Annotated in this window: 30 protein-coding genes and 2 pseudogenes; 7 read left to right on the forward strand and 25 right to left on the reverse strand. The window is 32.3% G+C overall.

The window, feature by feature from the left end; genetic code table 11:
- Positions 1-34 precede the first annotated feature (34 nt).
- Positions 35-205 carry a TetR/AcrR family transcriptional regulator gene (locus DMR38_RS21955; protein WP_175413037.1) on the forward strand — a complete coding sequence of 57 codons (171 nt, stop codon included), beginning with the start codon at positions 35-37 and terminating at the stop codon, positions 203-205.
- Between the two features lie 39 nt (positions 206-244).
- A complete protein-coding gene (locus DMR38_RS22580) occupies positions 245-373 on the forward strand; it encodes a hypothetical protein (protein WP_279230789.1) in 129 nt (42 codons plus the stop codon).
- Positions 374-386: 13 nt separating this feature from the next.
- Here DMR38_RS22580 and DMR38_RS16180 read toward each other — a convergent pair whose 3' ends face one another.
- The 20 genes from DMR38_RS16180 to DMR38_RS16275 all read right to left on the reverse strand — a co-directional run bounded on the left by DMR38_RS16180 (position 387) and on the right by DMR38_RS16275 (position 17,283).
- Positions 387-839 carry a cupin domain-containing protein gene (locus DMR38_RS16180; RefSeq protein WP_127722308.1) on the reverse strand — a complete coding sequence of 151 codons (453 nt, stop codon included), beginning with the start codon at positions 837-839 and terminating at the stop codon, positions 387-389.
- 17 nt (positions 840-856) lie between these two features.
- A complete protein-coding gene (gene eutH, locus DMR38_RS16185) occupies positions 857-1,975 on the reverse strand; it encodes an ethanolamine utilization protein EutH (protein ID WP_127722309.1) in 1,119 nt (372 codons plus the stop codon).
- A gap of 29 nt (positions 1,976-2,004) precedes the next feature.
- Positions 2,005-2,286, reverse strand: a complete 282-nt coding sequence (locus DMR38_RS16190; RefSeq protein WP_122058610.1) for a EutN/CcmL family microcompartment protein — start codon at positions 2,284-2,286, stop codon at positions 2,005-2,007.
- Positions 2,287-2,308: 22 nt separating this feature from the next.
- Complete coding sequence (locus DMR38_RS16195; RefSeq protein WP_127722310.1) at positions 2,309-3,025, reverse strand: hypothetical protein; 717 nt, start codon at positions 3,023-3,025, stop codon at positions 2,309-2,311.
- Positions 3,026-3,859, reverse strand: coding sequence for an ethanolamine utilization protein EutJ (eutJ, locus tag DMR38_RS16200; protein ID WP_127722311.1), 834 nt, complete (start codon positions 3,857-3,859; stop codon positions 3,026-3,028).
- Between the two features lie 12 nt (positions 3,860-3,871).
- The gene (locus tag DMR38_RS16205) at positions 3,872-4,498 is read right to left on the reverse strand and encodes a phosphate propanoyltransferase (protein WP_127722312.1); all 627 of its coding nucleotides are present in this window, start codon (positions 4,496-4,498) and stop codon (positions 3,872-3,874) included.
- A 13-nt stretch (positions 4,499-4,511) separates the two neighbouring features.
- Positions 4,512-5,267 carry a cobalamin adenosyltransferase gene (locus tag DMR38_RS16210; protein ID WP_127722313.1) on the reverse strand — a complete coding sequence of 252 codons (756 nt, stop codon included), beginning with the start codon at positions 5,265-5,267 and terminating at the stop codon, positions 4,512-4,514.
- A gap of 64 nt (positions 5,268-5,331) precedes the next feature.
- Positions 5,332-5,625: an ethanolamine utilization microcompartment protein EutM gene (gene eutM, locus DMR38_RS16215; RefSeq protein WP_063600118.1), complete on the reverse strand. Its 294-nt coding sequence runs from the start codon at positions 5,623-5,625 to the stop codon at positions 5,332-5,334.
- Positions 5,626-5,644: 19 nt separating this feature from the next.
- Positions 5,645-7,117, reverse strand: a complete 1,473-nt coding sequence (locus DMR38_RS16220; RefSeq protein WP_127722314.1) for an acetaldehyde dehydrogenase (acetylating) — start codon at positions 7,115-7,117, stop codon at positions 5,645-5,647.
- On the reverse strand, positions 7,118-7,846 hold the full coding sequence (locus DMR38_RS22585) for a BMC domain-containing protein (protein ID WP_127722315.1): 729 nt from the start codon (positions 7,844-7,846) through the stop codon (positions 7,118-7,120). It lies immediately after the preceding gene.
- A gap of 2 nt (positions 7,847-7,848) precedes the next feature.
- On the reverse strand, positions 7,849-8,502 hold the full coding sequence (gene eutL, locus DMR38_RS16230; RefSeq protein WP_127722316.1) for an ethanolamine utilization microcompartment protein EutL: 654 nt from the start codon (positions 8,500-8,502) through the stop codon (positions 7,849-7,851).
- A gap of 16 nt (positions 8,503-8,518) precedes the next feature.
- A complete protein-coding gene (eutC, locus tag DMR38_RS16235; RefSeq protein ID WP_127722317.1) occupies positions 8,519-9,406 on the reverse strand; it encodes an ethanolamine ammonia-lyase subunit EutC in 888 nt (295 codons plus the stop codon).
- Positions 9,407-9,421: 15 nt separating this feature from the next.
- Complete coding sequence (locus DMR38_RS16240) at positions 9,422-10,786, reverse strand: ethanolamine ammonia-lyase subunit EutB (protein ID WP_127722318.1); 1,365 nt, start codon at positions 10,784-10,786, stop codon at positions 9,422-9,424.
- 15 nt (positions 10,787-10,801) lie between these two features.
- A complete protein-coding gene (gene eutA, locus DMR38_RS16245) occupies positions 10,802-12,238 on the reverse strand; it encodes an ethanolamine ammonia-lyase reactivating factor EutA (protein WP_127722319.1) in 1,437 nt (478 codons plus the stop codon).
- Between the two features lie 113 nt (positions 12,239-12,351).
- Positions 12,352-13,767, reverse strand: a complete 1,416-nt coding sequence (locus tag DMR38_RS16250) for a histidine kinase N-terminal domain-containing protein (protein ID WP_127722320.1) — start codon at positions 13,765-13,767, stop codon at positions 12,352-12,354.
- A gap of 16 nt (positions 13,768-13,783) precedes the next feature.
- Positions 13,784-14,356 (reverse strand): response regulator, encoded by a 573-nt coding sequence (locus DMR38_RS16255; protein ID WP_063600110.1) that lies wholly within the window; start codon positions 14,354-14,356, stop codon positions 13,784-13,786.
- Between the two features lie 62 nt (positions 14,357-14,418).
- Positions 14,419-14,853 carry a EutP/PduV family microcompartment system protein gene (locus DMR38_RS16260; protein ID WP_127722321.1) on the reverse strand — a complete coding sequence of 145 codons (435 nt, stop codon included), beginning with the start codon at positions 14,851-14,853 and terminating at the stop codon, positions 14,419-14,421.
- Between the two features lie 11 nt (positions 14,854-14,864).
- Positions 14,865-15,218, reverse strand: a complete 354-nt coding sequence (locus DMR38_RS16265) for a BMC domain-containing protein (RefSeq protein WP_127722322.1) — start codon at positions 15,216-15,218, stop codon at positions 14,865-14,867.
- A 26-nt stretch (positions 15,219-15,244) separates the two neighbouring features.
- On the reverse strand, positions 15,245-16,408 hold the full coding sequence (locus DMR38_RS16270) for a 1-propanol dehydrogenase PduQ (RefSeq protein WP_127722323.1): 1,164 nt from the start codon (positions 16,406-16,408) through the stop codon (positions 15,245-15,247).
- Positions 16,409-16,731: 323 nt separating this feature from the next.
- Positions 16,732-17,283, reverse strand: coding sequence for a phosphatase PAP2 family protein (locus DMR38_RS16275; protein WP_127722324.1), 552 nt, complete (start codon positions 17,281-17,283; stop codon positions 16,732-16,734).
- A 180-nt stretch (positions 17,284-17,463) separates the two neighbouring features.
- Between DMR38_RS16275 and DMR38_RS22375 the strand changes: the two genes are divergently transcribed.
- The 3 genes and pseudogenes from DMR38_RS22375 (at position 17,464) to DMR38_RS16300 (ending at position 18,671) form a co-directional block, all read left to right on the forward strand.
- Positions 17,464-17,613, forward strand: coding sequence for a shikimate kinase (locus DMR38_RS22375; RefSeq protein WP_279230818.1), 150 nt, complete (start codon positions 17,464-17,466; stop codon positions 17,611-17,613).
- Positions 17,614-17,694: 81 nt separating this feature from the next.
- Positions 17,695-17,844: pseudogene (locus DMR38_RS16285) on the forward strand (transcriptional regulator); the annotation flags it as partial.
- Between the two features lie 380 nt (positions 17,845-18,224).
- A complete protein-coding gene (locus tag DMR38_RS16300; protein ID WP_127722325.1) occupies positions 18,225-18,671 on the forward strand; it encodes a DUF6194 family protein in 447 nt (148 codons plus the stop codon).
- 46 nt (positions 18,672-18,717) lie between these two features.
- Here DMR38_RS16300 and DMR38_RS16305 read toward each other — a convergent pair.
- Positions 18,718-19,089: pseudogene (locus tag DMR38_RS16305) on the reverse strand (glycine radical domain-containing protein); the annotation flags it as partial.
- Between DMR38_RS16305 and DMR38_RS16310 the strand changes: the two are divergent.
- The gene (locus DMR38_RS16310; protein WP_127722327.1) at positions 19,085-19,501 is read left to right on the forward strand and encodes a GNAT family N-acetyltransferase; all 417 of its coding nucleotides are present in this window, start codon (positions 19,085-19,087) and stop codon (positions 19,499-19,501) included. The pseudogene DMR38_RS16305 and the gene DMR38_RS16310 overlap by 5 nt on opposite strands.
- 330 nt (positions 19,502-19,831) lie before the next feature.
- On the opposite strand, the gene DMR38_RS16315 is transcribed toward DMR38_RS16310, so the two are convergent.
- The 3 genes from DMR38_RS16315 to DMR38_RS16325 all read right to left on the reverse strand — a co-directional run bounded on the left by DMR38_RS16315 (position 19,832) and on the right by DMR38_RS16325 (position 20,902).
- The gene (locus tag DMR38_RS16315) at positions 19,832-20,239 is read right to left on the reverse strand and encodes a nuclear transport factor 2 family protein (protein WP_127722328.1); all 408 of its coding nucleotides are present in this window, start codon (positions 20,237-20,239) and stop codon (positions 19,832-19,834) included.
- A 79-nt stretch (positions 20,240-20,318) separates the two neighbouring features.
- Complete coding sequence (gene dmpI / locus DMR38_RS16320; RefSeq protein ID WP_127722329.1) at positions 20,319-20,528, reverse strand: 4-oxalocrotonate tautomerase DmpI; 210 nt, start codon at positions 20,526-20,528, stop codon at positions 20,319-20,321.
- A gap of 92 nt (positions 20,529-20,620) precedes the next feature.
- A complete protein-coding gene (locus DMR38_RS16325) occupies positions 20,621-20,902 on the reverse strand; it encodes a DUF3781 domain-containing protein (protein ID WP_175413038.1) in 282 nt (93 codons plus the stop codon).
- Positions 20,903-21,399: 497 nt separating this feature from the next.
- On the opposite strand from DMR38_RS16325, the gene DMR38_RS16335 reads away from it, so the two are divergent.
- Positions 21,400-22,425: an alpha/beta hydrolase gene (locus DMR38_RS16335; RefSeq protein ID WP_127722330.1), complete on the forward strand. Its 1,026-nt coding sequence runs from the start codon at positions 21,400-21,402 to the stop codon at positions 22,423-22,425.
- Between the two features lie 319 nt (positions 22,426-22,744).
- Here the strand turns inward: DMR38_RS16335 and DMR38_RS16340 are convergent, their stop codons facing one another.
- Positions 22,745-23,314 (reverse strand): 4Fe-4S dicluster domain-containing protein, encoded by a 570-nt coding sequence (locus DMR38_RS16340; RefSeq protein WP_127722331.1) that lies wholly within the window; start codon positions 23,312-23,314, stop codon positions 22,745-22,747.
- Positions 23,315-23,359: the final 45 nt, after the last annotated feature.

Here is a 23,359-nt window from a genome sequence, read left to right on the forward strand (position 1 = left end):
TCCTGCACTTGCCGTTTGTATAACTCGGCTGCTATTGGATGGCTTTGAAAAAAGAACATTAAAAAAGAGAAAAGCGATTTTAGATACATCACTTTCTCTCTTCAATAAATATGGATATAAAAATGTTACAATTGCACAGATTTCAAAACAAACTCCTGTTTCACTTGAAACCATATACAATTATTTTGGCAGCAAAGACAACTAAAAAAATGAGCTCATCAAGCAAATCGTTGATAATTACTGTATGTTTGTAGAAAAGGTTATGAACAGCAGCGAGCCCATATTAAATAAATTGCAAAAAATACTTTGGTCTAAAGTGGATTTTGCTAAACAATTTTCACCTCAATTTATAACTGAAGAGCTCCATAATTAATTAGTATTCTAATTTATTTATTTTCTTCAGCCCAGTCAGCAGGATAGGTGCAGTACATAAATTTTGCATATTTAGGTGCAGAAAATTTAATTTTTGAATTTCTTGGTATCATTAAAATATCACCTTTATTTCCGCCAATCCTTTTATCACCTATTACAATCTCAAGCCTGCCTTCTATAATATAATCTATTTCTTCATACTTAAGTGTCCAATCAAATGTAGTTTCAGTCATTTCCATAATGCCACATCCCATATATGGACTTTCATCAAGAGTTAATACATCTGTAAGCAGTACATTGTCCCCTTCTTTTCCTGTATCAAACTTTTGACATTTTACTGTATCAGTTTTTACATGAATAACTCCTCCAGGACCAACTTCTTTTTCAAAGTCATTATTATTTGACAATTTTTCAGCTATAATTTTTCTTACTATTTCTTCAATAAACTTTTCACTAATTTCAGCCATTTCAAACACACCTCTCTTTAAGCATTTTTAACATCACTTTCTTCAATAGCATTTTTCTTAATAGTACTTTTTGGTGCTATAAGTGAAGCAACTGCCACAGCACTTATTCCACCTATGAGCTTTCCTACAATCATTGGGAATATCATCTGCTTATTTACACCTGCTGCAAATCCAAGATGATCACCAAACACAAAAGCTGCACTTACTGCAAATGCGACATTCAACACTTTTCCCCTATCATCCATGTCCTTCATCATTTGGATCATAGGTATATCATTTGCAAGAGTTGCAACCATTCCAGCTGCTGCAACATCACCCATACCAAGAAGTCCACCTAATTTCATAAGCGGCTTTTTAAAAACTTTTGTAATAACATATACAAGTGGAAAAGCACCTGCAAGCATAATTGCAATATTTCCCACAATTAGTATGCCATCTGAAAGTGGAGCCATTCCAGGTATTACTACAATACCTGTAAGAGTTTGAATTATTATAGCAGCAAGTCCCACTGTTATCATTACTGTAACAGCATTTCCAAATATGTTGAATCCCTTGATCATACCATTAGGTACTCTCCACAAGCCTATTGCTATTAATGCTGCAAATATTATTATAGGTACAAGATTTTTTAATATCATAACTATATTGAATCCAGCTGCAATACCACCAAAGAAACATCCTACCGGAATTGTCATTATACCTGCAAGTACACCTTTTGCAAGGAATTTTCTATCTTCTTTTTTTATAATTCCAAGCGCTACAGGAATAGTAAATACAATAGTAGCTCCCATCATTGAACCTAATATTAAGCCTGCAAATTGCCCTGCATCATGTGAAAGTGCCAGTTTAAGTGCAAGAGGATACCCGCCCATATCACATGCAAGAAATGTCGTTGCAAACATTGAAGGATCTGCACCAAGTGCAGTATAAATAGGTACAACAACTGGTTTCAATACTTTAGCTAGCACTGGAGCTAAAGAAACAACTCCAACCATAGAAATTGTAAGAGAACCCATCGCATTGAAACCTTCTTCAAATTTTTCACCAAGTCCAAATTTATTTCCTATACACTTGTCCAAAGCTCCAAATACCATAAATATTACCATTATATAAACAATTATCTGATTTATTCCCATATTAAACCTCCTTTAAACTACATTAAAAATTATTCTTTTTCACCTTTCTCTACCTCCACATTATCTACTATACCAACAATAGTTGCGTCCACAGGTATATATTTTTTACCAAGACATACTCTAGCAGAACTTCCCTTTACTACGAGAACTATCTCTCCTATACCAGATCCTATGCTGTCTACCGCTATAAAAGTATGGCCTTCGTAATGAGAATAACAATCTATTGGCTTCACAATAAGGAACTTAAGTCCATTAAGGTCATCATCTTTCTTTGTAGCCCATACATTTCCAACAATTTTACCTATTTCCATATAGCAATCCTTTCCTTTGAAGTTATCCTATTCTATTAACTTTTAACCCATTTATCTTTATGTAATCAACAGCAAGAGAAGTTATAATGGTCTTTTTGGGAACACTTATTTCTACATATCCTTTTTCACAAGCTTTTCTAATTTCCGATTCAGTTATCAACTTTTTTCCTGTAAATTCAAGCGCATTTTTTTTCTCTACGCCTTCATTTTTACGATCAATTTCATTGTTCTTAATATTCTCCTCATCCCTGTTATTCTGTTTAGATTCACTAAATTCATTTACAAAGTTTTCTCTATCCACTACACGTATCCCATACTCACAAAGCTTTTTTTCATACTCCTCATAAAGCTTATACAAAACCTTGTTAGAAGTAGCTGCATATTTTCTATACTCTATGCCATCATCTAGTAAAAATACTTCTTTGCCTAACAAAAGTGCTTCAAGAACTGTTTGTTCTTTTATACCACTTTCCAATCCTATCGCCATATTTACAATTTCTTTATTGCTCAAGGATGTAATTATAATTTTTTCATATGTGAGAGTATCCTTTTTATCTTTCATATAGTCTATTTCATATCCAAGAAAATTTAACTTTTGCTCTATAATTTTAAAACTTTCATCACTACTTTTATCAAGCACTAAAATTCTTTTTAAGGATTTTTGAGGATATCCATTTTCATCTTTCAATCTTTTCATTATCTCCCGTGTAACCATATCAACAATAGCATTAATATCCATTTAATCACCTTCTTTATTACAACAGTTTAAAGCAATTCCTATTGGAGTTACTAATAATGGATTTGACGGCTTAACCGTTTTTATACCAGTTTCTTTCTCAATAACACTCTCAAATCCTTTTAAACAGCATGTACCACCTACAAGATAGATATTATTTACTTTAAATTCCCTTATATGACTTTTTATTATGGAAGCAACTTTCTGTATCACAGGCCTTACAATATTAAAAATTTCATTCTGCTTTTCACTTGTTTTTTTCATTTTTTCTGCTTCAGTAAAACTTATCCCATACTGTCCAGCTATTACAAGAGATAAATGTGTACCACCTGTAGGTTCATCAGCTGTGTATATAGTTTTTCCATTTTCAAATATGGAAAGTCCTGTGGTTCCGCCACCTATATCTACTACAACTCCATCTTTTATATTGAGTACTGAATTTGCTGCAGTAGGTTCATCAAGTATTGCAGTAACATCCATTCCTGCTCCCTCCACTATATATCTATGAGTATCAGCATCCCTTTTTCCCGTACCAGGAGGAACGGCAATAGCTGCTTTAACAAGTTCTATTCCTGTTTTTTCTTGAATTTTCTTTTTTAATCTTCTTACTATATCACTTGCTCCAGTAAAATCTACTACCAATCCATCTTTAACCACTTCAGCATATTCCATTTCACAAGCTACAGGATTTTTATTACTATCAAGCACAACGATTACTATATAGGAAGTGCCAAGATCAACTCCCACCAAATATTTTTCATTTTTATCTACTTTTGCAGGATACTTTATACTTTTTTCTACTGAACTTACAAAGTTATTTATCTCTTCAAGGTTCACAACAGGCACCTCCTATTTAACTATCTTTGCATTCATTCCCTTTAGATAACAACATGCATTGGCTTCGTCAAAGTCAATGTGCATAGCCGTTTTATATTTATTGCTCACCCTTATAACTACATCACCAAATGTAAGAGATCTTTCTCCTAAGGTCTGAATTTTTACGTTATCCCCATTTTGTACTCCATATAATCTTGCATCAAATGGAGTCATATGGATATGTCTTTTGGCCACAATCACTTTTTCCTCAGCCTTTATAACAGATTTTCCTGCAGCAATAATAAGTGATTCACTTTTTTTCAAATTTCCAGATTCTCTAACTGGAGGATTAATACCAAGAGCAGCAGCATCTGTTTTAGAAACTTCAACCTGCGTCTCATTTCTAACAGGTCCGAGTACTGACACATTTTTTATAACACCTTTAGGTCCAATAAGCATTACCTTTTCATTACTTTGAAACTGTCCAGGTTGAGAAAGATCCTTTTTCTTTGTAAGACTATATCCCTTACCAAAAAGATTTTCCATATCTTCCTGTGATAAATGAACATGCCTTCCCGATACTTCTATAGGAATGGGTCTATGGTTTAAAATCATCTCTATTATCTTATTTGCAACAGTTTCAATATCATAATTGTTCAACTACTTCACCTCTTTACTTATACATTCCTGCTTTATACTTGCACATCATTATATAAAAGCAGCTGCTGAGCCTGTTCAAATACATGACAATATCCTCTCTTGTCAGAGCGCCCTCCATATTTTTAAAAGCCTTAAACGCACATATTTCAACTTTTCGTGAATAGCTCCTCAAAGAATTGAGCATTACTACCATTTCACCCATATCCGCTTGTGTTATAAAATGATCCACATTAAAATACTTTTTAGGATGATGTGACATTTCCCTAAGTTCACTGTCATTCATTCCAAGTAAAACCAAATCTCCAAGTTTTTCTTCAAGTACTTCTGCTCTTAAAATATTTCTTACAAATTTAAGAACTTCCCCAAGATCTTTTACAAGGCTCGAACATTTATTTTTTTCAGCCTTGACCTCAGCTTCAAGTATATTGGATTCAAGGTTATCAAGTTCACCTCGAAGTATTATTCTTGGGTGATCTTTATAAACAAGTTTGTTTCCATAAAGCTGGGTCATAAACTCAGGTTTTTTTTCATAATACCCTCCCTGAAGTGTTACATACACAGGTTTTATAGTTTTATCTATAGGAGCCACATTATTGGGCAGAGCAGATTTTTTTTCATTATCTTCTTCTTTAATAACAAGTTTTATATTCTTGTCATTTAAGTACTGCCTTGCAGAAGGAGTAACTATAACATTTTTTGCTATAGCATATTCAGAAATATTTTTATTTCTTAAACTTGTTCTAAGCTCATATTCCGTTAATACACTCATATCATCACATCCTTTTAAGAATGTATATCACCCGGGTATTTTTTATCCCGGGCTTTTATCTTTTTTAGTCTTCTACTCTCTCTATTTTAGGTAAAATGTATTCTACTTCATTATGAGGTCTTGGTATTACATGTACTGAAAGAAGTTCTCCAACTCTTTCGGCAGCTGCAGCACCTGCATCTGTTGCAGCTTTTACAGCTCCAACATCTCCTCTTACCATTACAGTTACAAGCCCTCCACCTACATGTACCTTACCTATAAGTGTTACATTGGCTGCTTTTACCATAGCATCAGAAGCTTCTATTGCTGCTACCAATCCCTTTGTTTCAATCATTCCTAGAGCATTTGTATTTGTCATATTAATTCCTCCCTATATTTTACAAACTAAGCTTTTCAGCTATTTTTTTAGTTATAAGTTCAACGTACTGGTCAGAAATATCTAAAACAGTATGTGAGGTTTCTCTGTCATTACAATTATTTACAAGTTTTTTTATATCTTCTATTTCCCTTACTCCATAGGCAACTCTTCTTATGTTTATAAGATTTCTTGGTCCTACATTATCAGAAGTTGCACTTCCTCCAACTGCTCCACATCCAAGTGTAAGTGCAGGCACTAGATTTGTAGTAGCTCCTATTCCTCCAAGTGATCCCGGCGTGTTTACAAGTATTCTGGATACAGGTTTTTTAAGTCCAAATTCTTTTACTATTTCTTCATTGTTTGAATGTATTATGAGAGTATGTCCTATACCTTCATTATTTAAAAGTTCAATACATCTCTCGCAAGCTTTTTCCCAATTTTCTTCACAGTAGAATGCTAAAATTGTTGTAAGTTTTTCCCTTGAAAATGGGTTATCTTTTCCAACTGTTGTCTGCTCTGAAATCAATATCCTTGCATTTAAATCTACAGTTATACCTGCCATTTCAGCTATTTTCTGAGCTGATTTTCCCACAATTTGAGGATTCATAGTACCATTTGCTCTCAATATAAACTTTGCTACTTTTTCGGATTGTTCTTTAGATAAGAAGTATGCTCCTTGACGTTTAAGCTCATCTACAACTTTATCTTTTATACATTTTTCAACTACTATGGACTGTTCTGAAGCACATATTACCCCATTGTCAAAAGTTTTACTATCCATTATTCTTTTTACTGCAAGCTTTATATCTGCTGTTTTTTCAATAAAAGCAGGTCCATTTCCAGGTCCAACTCCTATAGCAGGAGTTCCTGAACTGTATGCCGCCTTTACCATAGCTGATCCACCTGTTGCTAGTATAAGATCAACGTTTTTCATAAGTTCATGAGTTCCTTCCATAGTAAGTATGCTCATCCCCGAAACCATTCCTAAAGGTGCTCCTGCCTTAACAGCTGCATCACTTACAACTTTTATAGCTTCTGCAATACAATGTCTTGCCTTTGGATGAGGACTGAATACAATGGCATTTCCTGATTTTAAAGCTATAAGACTTTTGTATATAACGGTAGAAGTAGGATTAGTTGAAGGTACAAGTCCTGCAATAACACCTACAGGTGAACCTATTTCTAATATTTTTCTATCCTTATCATCTTTTAAAATACCTACTAACTTAATGTCCTTTATATTTTCATACACTATTTCACTAGCAAATTTGTTTTTAATTATCTTATCAGGTAAATTTCCAAAAGTTGTTTCTTCTACAGCAAGTTTTGCCAGTCTTTCAGCTTGTAAGCCAGCGGATTCTGCTACATGCTCAATAATTTTATTCATCTTTTCCTGACTGAATTTACAATATTCCTGTTGAGCTTGTCTTGCCTTTTGAACAAGCCGTCTTACATCTTGTATAGATTGCAAATCCCTATCCATATTCTCCATTTACTTTAGCCTCCTTGTATAGTATTCTAAAATTGCTTTAATCAGCTGCTTTTTCTTGCCAAATTTAATGTCCTTCTTAGTCAATGAACTTAAATTCATTCTTCTAGCCATATTTCTGAGTTCAATAACTTTCATTCTTTCAAGTTTTTGTTTTATCTCGAGAAGTGACCCTGACTTTCTTTCCTCATCTACTTTTACTCTCTCTGGTTGTTCCTTATTTGATTCATCTGGATCTAGTTTTTCCAGGTTTTCTGAACCTTCTGTTTCTGATTCTTCCTGATCTGGTTCCTTTATATCCGTTTCTTCTTGATCTTCTCTCTCTTCTATATCATCTAATTTTTCTTGTTCTTCTGATTTCTCTAGTTCTTCCAATTTTTGTAGTTTTCCTACACATTCAAGCTTTTTCAACTCTTCTGATTTTTCCGGTATTTCTTTAAGCACCATATCTTTCTTTTCTGTTTCACAGAAAAATTTAAATACATCATCAGCAGGCCGTGGTATAACAAATGCCGAAATTAATTTTCCCACTTTATTTACTGCTGTTTTAGCAGCTTCAATAGATGCATTTACAGCACCAACATCACCCGTAACCTTGATAGTAACAAGTCCCCCCCTTATAAGTTCACAACCAACAAATTTAACATTTGCAGATTTTAGAGAGACATCCAGTGCTTCTACAGCTGCTATATATCCTAATGTTTCAACCATACCTAATGCTTGACTATACATTTTTAAAACTGAGTCGGATTATCGGCTACAAATTTTACTGAATTGGCAAATGCATCACAAGCGGCTTTACAAGCAGATTGGCTTCCTGTCAAAAGCCCTCCTCCAAAATTAGTTTCAGATGGAGGTCCATAAAATGTTGCAACCTTTACATCTGCTGCCTTTAAAGCTGCATCTAGCCCATATATTGCCTCAAGGGGTGGTGCTATAAGATAAGCTATTGCTTCACCCTCTGGTATACCAGCTACTTTTGAAAGATATGTACCTGTTCTTGAAATACACTGTGCATAATAAATAATATCATCATCATCATTTGCACTATAAAAACAAGCTTTATTATTTATGAACTCTACTGCTGCATCTAATCCACTTCTAATTTCAGCAGGATTAGGAGCTGCAAGAATTCCTATAAATTCTCCTGCAAGTTTTGTGCTTGCATTTCCTGAACCTGCATACATAGATTTTGCATATACTACTTCAACATCAGCTTTTTTTGTAGCTTCATCAATTGCCGTATATGAAACATCATCTATATCGGAAGTTATAAGTCCAAGACTTCTTTGATTTGACTGCAAATTTAACGCTTGTGCCAAATCAGGGTCAACACTAGGAATTATTTTTACGCTCAACACACGGGCTTTTATTGGATCATTTTTCATATGCTTTTCCTCCTAATTAAAGTTTTAAATCAACTCCGCTTTTTTTCTCTTCTAAAATAGTTTTTATAATATCCGCAATATGAGCTCCTGCTTCTACCGGAGGTGTTCCTCCTCTATGAATATTAGAAACAACGGTTCTTCTAGCTTCAGGCATATTAACAGTTGCTCTATAAGCCATATAGGCACTCATACTTTCAGCTGTTACAAGTCCCGGTCTTTCTCCAATAAGTACACACGTAACTTCAGCATCAAGTGTTTCTGATATAACATCCATAGCAGGTACTCTACCATATTTTACAAAAAACGGTGTACCTACCTTTATCCCATAGCCTTCAAGTCCTTGAATCATTGCAGGCAAAACATCACTTACATTTGATTCAATCGAAGTTGAACTAAGTCCATCTGATACGTAAATCTGAACTTGTGGTTTCATTATGCATTTTTCTCTTACTTTGTCTAACTCTTCTTTTTCAAATTGTCTTCCAAGATCAGGTCTTGTAAGATATTCATCTTTATCTTTACACTTTGTTTTTATTGAAAACAAATCCATCTTTTTTATAAATTCTTCAGGAACACTTGTAAATACGGCATCCATTGCCGCAGCATGATCTGCTCTAAATCTCAAAAGCGATTCTGTGTTATACCTTGTTCCTGTTCTCCACATACCAAGCCTTGCAGATGTCATTTGTTTTGCTTTCATATATGCTTCTCTATTCTCTGGATTGGGCACATAAAAAAGGTCTCTCAAATTTTTTTCTGTTATATCAGGTAAAATGTCGCCAGATATATCATTTTGCACACTGCTGTTACTTATATCTACTTTATCAGTATTCTTTTTATCAGCAGAAACCACCTCACACAGAACCTGCTCAATCATCTTTTTTAATTCATTTTCTGATACCATTATTTTCACCCCTTATTATTTAAGAAATATAGATGCATCTCCAGCAATTTCAGTGAATTTGCCATCTTCAGTTATTCCCATTTTTTCAAGCCACTGATCAAATTCCTTTATAGGCTTCAATCCAAGTAATTGTCTAAGTGTTGGAGTGTCGTGATAACTTGTACATTGGTAATTAAGCATTACATCATCCCCAAAAGGTACACCCATAAAGTAATTACAACCAGCCGTAGCAAGAAGTACAGCCAAATTTTCAATATCATTCTGATCTGCTTTCATATGATTTGTATAACAAGCATCACATCCCATAGGTATTCCAGTAAGTTTTCCCATAAAATGATCCTCAAGTCCAGCTCTTGTAACCTGTTTACTATCATATAAAAATTCAGGTCCTATAAATCCAACAACTGTATTTACAAGAAATGGGCTATATCTTTTTGCCAGCCCATAACACCTAGCTTCCAATGTTACTTGATCTGCACCATTATGTGCATTTGACGAAAGTTCAGAACCCTGACCTGTTTCAAAATACATTACATTAGGTCCTGTTGATGTTCCAAGCTTTGTAACAATTTCCTTTGCTTCATCCAGCATACTTGCAGTTATTCCAAAAGCTTCATTACCCTTTTGAGTACCAGCAATACTCTGGAAAATCAAGTCTGAAGGAGCACCCTTTTTAATAGCTTCCATCTGTGTTGTTACATGTGCAAGCACACAAGCCTGCGTAGGTATTTCCCACTTGTTCTTTATTTCATCAAATTTATTTAAAATTTTAGTTACATTATCTACTGTATCTTCAACAGGATTTAATCCTATTACAGCATCACCAATTCCATAGGATAAACCTTCCATGAGAGATGCTACTATGCCATCAATATCATCTGTGGTATGATTTGGCTGTAATCTTGATGAAAGAGTTCCTTCTAGTCCTATAGTAGTATTGCAGTGAGCTGTTCTTCTAATTTTTCTTGCTCCAACGATAAGATCCATGTTTGACATAAGTTTTGCAACTGCAGCAACCATCTCACTTGTAAGTCCTCTGCTTATCCTCTTTATTTGCTCACCAGTTGTTTTAATATCTAATATCCATTCTCTAAGTTCACTAACCGACCAATTTCTAATTTCATTATAAATTTTTTCATTTACAGAATCTTGTATTATTCTTGTTACTTCATCTTCATCATAGTCAACCACAGGATTATTTCTAAGATCTGCTAATGTTAAATGGCTTAAAACCACTTTTGCAGCAATTCTCTCAGAAACTGTAGATGCAGCTATACCAGCAAGTTTATCTCCTGATTTTTCCTCATTGGCTTTTGCAAGCACCTCTTTAACTGATTTAAATTCATACGTTTGACCAAATAATTTGGTTTTTAAAATCATTTATCTTCACCCCTTTTATGAACTAAAAGCTAACGTTTTAATAACTACAGGAACAACACGTCCATGCATAAGCGGTTTGCCTACATCTACGTAATCACCTGCTTCTACTTTTATACTGTCAATGCAAATTACATCTTTTTTATAATCAAGCATCTTATATATTGTTTGTCCAAGTACCTTGCCCATATCATTTTCAACTATTACAAATAGAGGATATTCCTCATCTAAGATATCTGAAACTCCACTTATTACAGAAGATGCCATTTGCTGCACCTCCTTAAAGCTTGGACTTTTAGTACCATCTATTGCAATTGCAACTTGCTGAAATTCATTTTCCACCTTAAACCAATGAAGCCTTTCCTTTAAAGTTTCTGATATATAACTGCTATCAATACTATTATTTCTTTGATGAACTCTAACTACAGGAACATTTTTTATAGGAAACACATCCTTTGTATAGGTTATTGTGCTTCCACTTATGTCAGTGGTATGAGATCCTGCACCTACAACTGTAGCTCTTATAGTTTCTCTGGATTTTTCCAAATTAAATTTTTGCGTAAGTATGGAATTCTTTATACATCTTCCAAGCAGTATACCAATATCTCCATATTTATAAACATCTTCTTCATCGCCTCCCGCATATATATAATTTGCTACTCCTCCAGAAAAAGTAATACAATCAATGTTGTAATTTAATTTAAGACCTTTATTGGTGATTATTTCTTCATATTCATGTGTTTGGTTTCTCATTCCAACAGATTGTTCAAGAAGCTCCACCATCTTTTTAACAATATTTTCAACATCAGAAATATCAGGTATTTCACCAACTCTTATCTTTATTCCATATTTATCTGCTAGTTTTTTAATTTTAGAAGCAATATATGTTATCTCATGTGTGTTTTTATCTATTTTTATAAGCCGTCCTCCTATATCAAGACAACCGGTATCAATTACTTCGCCTTCTTTAAAAACTGCAAGATTTGTAGTTCCTCCTCCAATATCCATGTTAGCTGCAGTACAATTTTCTTGTTTTGATATGATGTTTGTGCCTGCTCCTTTGCCTGCAATAATAGATTCCAAATCAGGTCCTGCCGTAGCAACTACAAAATCTCCAGCCAATCCACTCATTTCACTTAAAATCTCTCTTGCATTTTCTTTTCTTGCAGTTTCACCAGTAATTATTATTGCTCCAGTTTCAACTTCTTTAGGTTTTATACCTGCTTTCCTATATTCAGATTCTACGATTTTTCTTACTGATAAACCGTCTATTTCATTTTGTGATATCAAAGGTGTAAAATAAATATTACTTTTGTATATAACCTTTTTATCTACTATATTTATTTTTGGTATTGAAAAACTAGATGCCATATTTTCAATAGTAATCCTGCTGAAAACAAGCTGCGTCGTAGATGTTCCAATATCAATTCCCACACTCAATATTTCCTGCTTCAATTTATCACTTCCCTTCTATATAATATTTAGATGAAATTTTTCAAAAAACAAAAGTCCAAAGTTTTTTAACTTTGGGCTCCATTGCCTTACATAACACTTCATTGTGTTAAAATCTAATTTTCGCTATTTTTAAAATCAAAAACAACTTTAGTACCTTTATTGTTTGAACTCATATTAAGATCTCCTAAAAGCTTTTCCTTAACAATGCTTTTTACTATATTAAGTCCAAGACTTTTCCTGTCAACATTATCTATATCAAATCCTATTCCGTCATCAATAACAGATATACTTGAATACATCTTACCATTGTCTATTTTAATATGTATGCTTCCCTCCTCTTTTTCCTCAAAAGCATGTTCAATAGAATTTTCAATAAGTTCATTTACTACAAGTGATATAGATGTTGCCTCATCTGAGTTAACTTTAAAATTATTACCAGAAACGTCAATATATATTTTTTTTGATGGACTGCAGCTATACATTTTTATTTTTTCAACAACTTTTCCTATAACTTCTTTTATATCAACATCATCCATTCCATTTTGCGATAGGATTTCATGCGTTGCAGCTATGCTTAATATGCGATTCATACTTTGCTTAAGTGCAATTTTAGTCTGTTCATTTTCTATTCTTCTTGCCTGCAAGTTAATAAGACTTGCAATCATCTGTAAATTATTCTTAACTCTATGATGTATTTCTTTAAAGGCAACAGACTTTAGCATCAATTCTTTTTCCTGCTGTTTAAATTTTGTTATATCTTTTATCATCATAACTATCCCAACTGACCTTAAATTTTCAAATACATATTTCACTTGTAAGGTGTAATTACTTATGTTTACTTCTGAAACACTAAACTGCTTTTTTGACATAACATTTTTAAATGAATTGTCATCAAGACATACGTTATTAAAATGCATACCCACTATATTATCTTTATATCCAAGGGCTTTATATAACCGATCTGCAACCGAATTAGTGAACTCCACAACTCCATACTCATCAAAGATTATAATAGCATCATCCAAATAATTCGTAATAGTTCCCTCATTTCCTGTTAATGAAAGAAGATTATTGGTAAGTTCCTCTGTAGTTTCAGCTAACATTTCCATATATTTGTTTTTATTAATATCTTCTGTTATGTCTTTCTCCACTATTATGACCCCTATGACATTATTATTTCTATTTCTTATTGGGGCAACTGTTTGGCTTACATTTTCATTCTCCTGAGTAACAGCCTTCATATCTTTTGTTGAAATTCCAAGTTCAAGTGTCCTTAGTGCTGCCGGCTCGTTCTCACGTAGTGCCAGTTTACCAATTACACTATTTTTATACATAGACTGACAATTTACAGGTTTTGCTTCAGATACAACTATAGCTTTATTCAAATCTTTTGTAGGGCAATCTATAAATACATCTGCTTGGACAAGATCAGATATTGTTGGAAGTATCTTTGATACTTCTCTTATTTTTTTGATATCGGTTTCAGAAAGATTTGTGTACATTTTGCATAAATTTAAAATCGTATTCATATTAATGTATACCCAATCATATATCAAAAGATACTATTATAGTTGAAGCAATATCTTTCATAGAGCACCTTTTATTCATACTTAATGTTCTAAGTCGTGTAAAAGCCTCACCTTCACTGATCTTATACTTGTCCATTAATAATCCCTTTGCCTTTTCAATTCTCTTTCTAGCTTCAAGCTTATCTTCAGCATTTTTTACATTATTTTTCATATCCATCATTTCTTCTGATTTCGATATAGCTATTTCTACTGCCGGTATTAAATTTTTTTCATCCACAGGCTTCACTACATAACTTATTACCTGTGCCTCTTTAGCCCTCTCAATAAATTCACTGCCGCTGTATGCACTTAAAATTAATACTGCACCTGCAATATTTTCATCATTAATTATTTTTGCAGCAGCTAGTCCATCAACTAAAGGCATTTTGATATCCATAATTACTAAGTCAGGTAAATTTTTTCTGCATAGTTCTATTGCATCAAATCCATCTACCGCCTCACCTACAACATTGTAACCGGACGATTCGAGTATTTCTTTAATGTCCATCCTAGTAATAGGTTCATCATCGGCTATCACTATTCTTTTCATACTATCCTCTCCCTTTAATAACTTTCTACCTCATTGTAGCATAGAATTTCAAATACATAGTATTAATTTATATCAAGCCATTTCTTTAATGCACTAATACCTTCACTTTTCATTGAGCTAACTTTAAAAATATACCTTGCACCTGCGCTAACTAAAAAATTTTCTGCTGTTTTTAGCGCTTGTTCATCATTGCATAAATCAATTTTTGTTATAATTCCAATAACAGGTTTTGAAAACATAGAGCTAAAGCCAGGTGGAAAAATACTTACTTTACTCGTACAATCATGTACAAGTGCTATAACATCACAATCAGAAGAAGTATTATTAAGAGCTCTATAGTATCTTACATTTTCTACATATTCACCTGGAGTATCTATAGTATCACTAAAGAAGTTCATTGCCTGGGTTTTTTTATATTTAATATCTTTATTATGTATAGCCTGATACAGCGTAGTTTTACCACAGCCTGTTCTGCCTACAAACATTACTCTTTTCAAATCTTCTCCTCCTATGATTTTGTTATTGGTGATACTGTAAAATTAAGTACATCTCTAAGTAAAAGAATTATTCCATCCAGTGCAGTTTCTACACTTCCTATATCTCCAACTATAACCAGAGCTCCACTGAACCTATCCATAAATCCTATTTTTACATTTCCCGATTTGGTAGCAACATCACCAGCTATTATTGCAGCTTCACTTGGCGTCAGTGTCAATATACCTACCGCTTCATTGTATTCACCAGATAATCCTAATTTTTGATAAAGATCTTTATCTGGATGTGCAATTATATGAGATAATGTTATCTGCTTACCAGGAACAAATTCTTCAATTATTCTATCTCTTTTTTCCAAAGTCACCATTCCTTTAATAAAGTTATAGATTTAATTTATTCTTTAGAAAAAACCCTCTTAAACAAACTTTCAACATCCTTTATTTCAGGAACCCTCGGATTTGTTTTTGTACATCTGTCATTTAGTGCAGTTATCGATAAATCATGAATTTCGCTATCCAAATTTTCACATAAAACTTCACAATTATTAATACATTTAGGTAAGTTGAGTTTATTCATCAATATTTTAACTGCTGCAATCAAACTCCTAACACCTTCAAATTGGTTAGATGCAGGAAGTCCCAAAAATTTTGATATTTCAGTATACCTATATGCTGCACTAAAAGGTTCTACCTTTCCTTGCAAATTCTTAAGGTTTGCATTATACTCTATTACATATGGAAGTAGTAATCCATTTGCTCTTCCATGCGGTATATGAATTTTTCCACCAAGTGCATGAGCCATGCCATGGTTGAGTCCAAGGGAAGCATTTGTAAATGCCATACCTGCTATACAGGATGCATTATGCATCTTCGTTCTAGCTTCTTCATCATCTCCATTTTCATATGCAGCTAACAAGTATTTAAATACGATTTTTATTGATTTTTCTGCCAGTGCATCAGAATAATCTGATCTATTTGTAGAAACATATGCTTCAATTCCATGTGTAAGTACGTCTATTCCTGTTTCTGCTGTGGTAGCTTTTGGCACTGATTTTACAAGTTCAATATCAAGTACCGCCTGATCCGGCGTCAAATTGTCATCAACAAGAGCATATTTGACTCCTTTTTGCTTATCAGTTACAATACAAAAGTTAGTAACCTCAGAACCTGTACCACTTGTTGTAGGAATTGCTATAAACAGGGGCTCTTTCATTTCGTTATTCAATTCATTATTTACATACTGACAAAAATACCTTATTCCTTTTGCAGAATCAATAGCTGATCCTCCTCCAAGTGCTATCAATACATCAGGTTTAAATTTAACAGCTTCCTGAACTCCTTTTATAATAACTTCAACAGGAGGATCTGGTACTATATCTGAAAATATATCATACTCTATACGTGCCTTATCAAGCTGTTCAGTAATTTTATCAACCGTTGATGACTTAACCATAAATGGATCTGCAGCGATTAAAGCTTTCTTACATTTTAATTCACACAAATGATTTAAAGCATCAGTACCAAAATAAACCTTTGGTTTAACATTAAAATTTTTCACAATAATCATACTCCAATTTAAACAAAATATTTACCAAAAACTGAATAGTCTCCTGATAGCTATCAAAGGAACAAAAAAAGCTTCCCAGAATATAAAATTCTTTGAGAAGCTTCGTCGCTTTTTCATACTTCATTGTATAAATTTATTTTATTTTTAATATTTAACTAATTTCTGACTTTATATTACACTTTTAAGCTTATATCGTCAATAGTTTTATACATCGTTTACATGTTCTAAGGAAATGATATATCACCGTTATTACAAAATAAATCTCTCAATCTTATAATATCTAATTAATTAGTGGATTATCTTAGCAATTATACTTATTTACACTTTTCTAATAAATATGATTTAATTTTTTTAAATAAATATATTGTTATTTTACCAGATACAAGTCCTAGCACTATTCCAGCAATCACATCTGTAGGATAATGCACATATAAATATATTCTTGAAAAAGCTATTAAAATTGCTGCAGCAAAAAATACTGACGCATATTTTTTGAAATACCTGGATAATATACTAGCTGCTGCAAAAGATGCCGTAGTATGCCCTGATGGAAATGAATAGGAAGCTGGCTTTGCAACTAAAATTTTTATAGTGGGGTCAAGGTAAAAAGGTCTTGTACGTTTAACCAGGTGTTTTATCAATCCTTCACCAAGTATTGATCCTATTATAATAGCTGTTAAAACCATAATTCCAACTTTTCTATATTTCTTACCTGCTATAAGTACTATGGAAATTGCAATCCATATAAGCCCCGTATTACCAAGCGAAGTAAATGCAATCATAACCTTGTCTAAAATCTGATTATGCATATTATTTGCTATATACGAAAGAATATATTCATCAAATTTGTATATTAATGTAACCATCTCTATCTCCCTGCTGTTTTTATTTAATATGTACAACTTATTAATATACTACATTTCAAGTTTAAAATCCACTAGTATATTGATTTCGGTTATTTTAGCATTTCTAAATTTGTGGATATAATATAGTTATAGAAAAATTTTTCAGTACTTGCTAAATAAATTCAATAAAGAGGAATTACTATTTTTGGTTCATCTGGCTCTGGAAAAACAACATTGGGAAAATTAGTTGCAAAAAAGCTTAATTTTCCGTATCTTGATATAGATGATTATATTTGGAGAAATGCTGAAGTAATAGTCCATAAATATTTGAAGCAGGATTCTCAAGGATAAGTTTAATTGAAATTTTGATGTGAAAATTCCAATTTAAGATAGAATATTGTAAATCATAATTTGCAGTTAGGATGGATGATAATGAAATTAAGAAATGAATATACTTGTCCTTTAGAATTAACCCATTATATTATTCGTGGAAAATGGAAACCCATTATATTATGGCAACTCGGAAAAGGAGCTTCTTCTTTAGTATATTTACAAGAAGGTATAAAAGGAATTGGACAAAAAAGTGTGTAATGTACAACCGAATATGTTCCTGTTAAAATAAAAGAAAATATAAGCAGGAGGTATTTTTAATAATGAAAAATCCAGAGCAAACAATTGGTAATTTGATTGATAAAAGTAATGTGACAATTATTAGTTATGCGGAATTATACTCGGGGTTCTTTTTCTTAAAACAGATTCAATTTTGAGTTGTATAATTGCACACAGCGCTTATAATCTAATTTCATTTGTTATGATGATTATGCCTTATATAAAAAGATAATTTTCATTGGTAGCTGTAAACCAAATTATGAATCGTTGAAAATTAAATAATGTAATATTTTCTTAATATGATATAATAAGAATAGTTATAAGATAATTGTTCTTATTATAGAGGTGATAGAATGACGATAGATGAAATTTTACAATATTGTAATAATAACCTTGAAGGTACTACATTAATTGAAAGTTGGGGAGAAAAAGGGATATTTTATAATCCAGAAAAAGTTTTAAAAAGAGGCGTTTATGTTTTAACAATAAAAGAAAAAGATGGAGCAAATGATAAGAGTTCTGAACTTAATAGAAAGAATATTTTTCGTGTTAACTTAGGTCTAAGAAAATCAACGTTTAAGGAAATGTTTGGAGAAATACCCAAACGTCCTAGTGCTGGCGGTATTGTAGATATGAATTATGACTTTACAATATTAGATACAATTATTCCACATCCTGTATACGCCTGGATAGGTTGGATTAGTGTATTAAGTCCAAGCAAAGATACCTTTGAAAAATTAAAACCTCTTATACAAGAAGCATATGAATTTTCGAAAGAGAAATTTATTAAGCGAAAATGATTATATTTTCATATTAATTTACCTCCTAACTAGTATTTCTCTAAAGTTATCCAAGTACAGTTCGACTTATGATTTCATCTTGAACCTCTTTGCAAAGTTCTACAAAGAATGCACAATATCCTGCAACACGTACAATTAAATCTCTGTGCTGTTCAGGATGATTCTGGGCATCGATTAAAGTTGCATTATCTACACAATTAAACTGCATCTGTCCATTTCCCATTATTGATGCTGTCTTTAATAATGTAATAATATCGTTTCTTCCTTCAGCTCCGTCAAGAAAGTTTTTGCTTACCTTGAAATTATGAGCCATACCTAAGCTCATGGACTCAACATTTATCTTAGATACTGATTTTATTATAGCTGTTGGTCCTTTTTTATCTGCTCCCTGTGAAGGACTCATTGCATCAGAAATGGGAAAAAATAAATTACAGAATCAATGGAATGAAAACAGTATAAAATGGAATTCTCTATCAAAAGATTATCAGATTAATGATTTTTATATTGATTACCAGAATGGGGTTCCTGTAGGATGCATGGCTATAACTGATTTAGACACAAAGTATTGGCCTGAAATTTCAAAGGGAAAGTCACTTTATATACATAAGTTGGCTGTTAAGAGAATGATTGCAGGTAAAGGTGTCTCAAAAGAACTTATCAATTTTGACAAAAATTTATCATTAAAAAATGGTATTAATTCACTAAGATTAGATTGTAATTTGCAAAGAAATAAATTGAGGATGTTATATGAAAATGAAGGTTTTATATATGCAGGTAAGAAGAAGTCAAAAAATAATTATGATATGGCACTATATATATGGCATATATAAAATTTTGATTAACTACAAATTTCAATTTGCCTAATTGAATAATTTACTAAAAAACTGCATTATTTCAAAAAATTTTATCATATTATTATATTCATATTATAACTGTACTGCCAGTGTATTCCTCTGGAGTCATCCTTCTACCCGCAAAATATTTAATTAAATTAAATTTTTCACGCACGGTTTGCGCCTTTGACAAGCCCAGAGCTAGTCCACCTTATACACGCCCTTTCCAGGGCAAGCATAAGGATGGCTTGGTATAATAATTCTAAAATATTAATTTTAATTATTATTTATAATACCTATCATTAAGTTGAAATTTATTTGATAATTTTATTTTTCAGGTTGGAATGAAAAGTGAGCATGAATAATTTTCCACTTATTATCCATGTATTCCAAATATAAAGTACTCCTTACTTCTGGAACAGGAAAACTTTTATATTTTGAAATAAAACATAAACATGCTGTCTCGCCTTTATGAAAAACATTTAAATTTTCTATAATAAGTGGCTCAACTTCTCCAGATTCAGTCGATTTTCCTTTTTCAAAAAAATTAGAAATTAACTCTAGATGTTCTTTTAAAGTATATGTATCATTATTCTTATGATTATCAAAATATATTAAAACATTATCTTTTGTATCATAAAATTCTTTTAAGCCTACTAAGTCTTTATTGTAAAAACACTCATTATAATCATTTAAGAAATTAATAAAAGTATTATCATTATTCTTACTTTCCATTCTCTAATTCTCCTATATATTATTTTTGAGTAATTAATATGTAAATAATATCTACTTCAAATTGGAATTTTTATTCACATTAATGTTGCTTACCCATATATTCCTTTTTTGTTTTGTTAATTGTTTTTCCTCCAATTCCAATATTTTCATCAGGCAATTCTTTAATAGTAGTAAGGAAAAATTCACTTGGAATATGCATTATTTCTGATGAAACTTCTGTTAACTTTCTAATTAATTCTTCTTTTTGTTCTTTAGTTAATTTTCCACTTTCTAATGTTATATATGGCATTTACATCACTCCTAAGTATATTATAATTTTATTATTAAAATAACTTCATTATATCACCTAACAGATAAGTTGAAATTTATTTGTTTAATCTTTTATGAGAATTCTAATCTATTTTTTATCTTATGAGCAGTAATAATGGTATAACTATATGCATTAACTGTTATTTCACAATTATCTATGTCTATATACCAGTTTTTACCTCTTTTAACTATTATGGCATTGGAATTTAGTATTTCCTCGCTGCACCATTTTACTACATCATCCACATTTAAAAAAAGATTCTTTTTAATTCGTTTAGCTCCCAACTCGGTTGTGTGCAACTTATCTAAGTTTTGTATCAATTCACATTTATTATCATTCATTTTTGTCACCATGTATTTTCCTTCACAAAATTACTATTTGTCTATGGATCATGTAAATAATCTTTACTTCACAATTTTTTATGATTGTAAAGTATCCTTTAATTCCATACTATTACCTCCAATAACTATATTATAGGCCAATATTGTAAAAAAATATTTGTTTTATTTCTTATGTTAGCAAAAATAAGAATCTATTTCACTATTTTATAAACAATGTCTTAATGAAGATCTGGATGTTGAAAATATTTTTGACGGAATAGAAACAGAGAATTTTACTTATTCTGAAAATGAGCCTACAGAATTAAAAGCCCACCTTACAAGGAGCTTGAGAGGCAGCTGCTTGAATAATGGTATGATGGATAGATTATACTTTTGGGTGCATTTTTGTATCAAATGGTGCTATTATGGTGTTAAAGGCTAATTTAGTATATAAAACTCCTAATACAAATAGTAATTTGCAGTTCTGATTATCTATATAATTAGAACATAAACTTTTCGGAGGGATTTCTATGTCAATATTTAAGGCTCACACTCCCGCTTTTAAAGATGTGCAGGGAAATATTTTGAAAAACAGCATTGCGGAGATGCAGATGTTACCGCTTGGAAACACAAAGCAGTCAGTTATCATCCGAGGCGAATGCCGTAGCAACCCTGTACTATTACTTGTTCATGGAGGACCAGGTTCCGCTGAAACTCCGCTCTTCAGGTACTACAATGCGGCGCTCGAAAAAAACTTTATTGTGGTTTATTGGGATCAGCGTGCCTGCGGAAAATCATATACCAAACAGGATGCACATATTCCTCTTTGTATCCAAATGTTTGTGGAGGATCTCTGCGATTTGGCAATGTATCTCAAAAAATACCTTGGAAAAGAGAAAATCTATCTTCTGGCGCATTCGTGGGGTACTCTTATTGGCATCCTTGCGGTGTCACAACATTCGGAGCTTTTTTACGCATATGTTGGTACCGGACAGGTTGCTAGTATGCCGGAAAGCGAGTTTGTATCCTACCGATTTACACTTCAGGCTGCAAAAGAGCAAAAAAACGAAAAGGCCATACGTGAACTTACAGCAATCGGTGAACCGCAAAATGGTGTTTATTCATCTGGAATTACAGGTATACGTACACAGAGAAAATGGCTGAACTATTTTGGTGGTACGATTTATGGCTCAAAAAGTATTAGAAAGTTTATTATCAGGTTTTTTACATCCACGGAATATAACCTTGCAGATATCGTCCGCTTTTTCAAGTCACTTAACACACCCGAGAGAAACAAGCTCTCTCAGGGAGAATTCTTGAAAACGGATTTGTTTAATACAATAAAAGAGGTTGAAATACCCATCTATTTTTTCCTTGGAAGATATGATTATCAAGTTGCGTCTGTTGTGGCTGAAAAGTTCTTTCACGCAATAAAATCACCCAAAAAAGAACTTGTTTGGTTTGAACAATCAGCACACAGTTCCTGTTTTGAAGAAGCAGAAAAGTTTAACAGGCTGATGGTTGATATGGTCTTATCTACTACATTCTCATTATGAGCATAGAAATAATTTACAATAGAACGAGTGTGTGAAAGCATAAATCTAAAGAAACACCAACAGACATTCTTAATAAAATATTGGATGCTGCAAGAACTGGTTGGGGCTGTTGCATTATTCAGAAAATAAAATCAGTATACATAGAGGTAGTGACAGGGTAGCTTCTGTGTACTGCAAAGTAGATTTACTATATGGAAAATTAATTTTCAACACATCGAACTTATTAGACGTTAATTAATCCCAGTTACTTTGTAGTACAAGGCAACTACCCCTACTAATGTAAATAATGGAATACTTTTTAAATCACAAAATTTACGGATCAACCTATATTAGTTAATCCTAATGCACTTCGTTTTCTTTTTTCTTTAATAGATTCATTAAGCTCATCAGATTTAACTATATTAAATGCATTAGTTGGGCAAACTTCTACACAAGCTGGTCCATTTTCTCTTCCATTACACAAATCACACTTATTACCTACCATTTTGTATTTAAAACATAACTTACCATCATCTGTAATTTTTAAGCCATGTTGTACTACCTTTTTTCCGTTATTAAATTCAGGAACTAAGTCAATAGCACCTACAGGACATGCCATAAGACAAGTTTTACAACCTATACAAGCGCTTTTATTTATAGAGACAACTCCGTTTCTATTCGTAATACACTTATTTGGACATACGTTAGCACAAGGAGCATCTTCACACTGCCTACATTGAATTGGTGCACTAACTTTAGCTGTTTTTACAACACTTAAACGTGGATAAAATTCAATTTCAGAGCTTTCTGATGTAAATATATTTTTGTCAGAATGAGCTACTACACAAGCTATTTCACAGGTTCTACATCCTATACATTTATTAGGATCTGCAACAACAAAAGTATTCATTATATTTATTCCTTTCTTAATATATATTTTGTATATAACAAGTGT

Source organism: Clostridium sp. AWRP (assembly GCF_004006395.2).
Taxonomy (GTDB): Bacteria; Bacillota; Clostridia; order Clostridiales; family Clostridiaceae; genus Clostridium_B.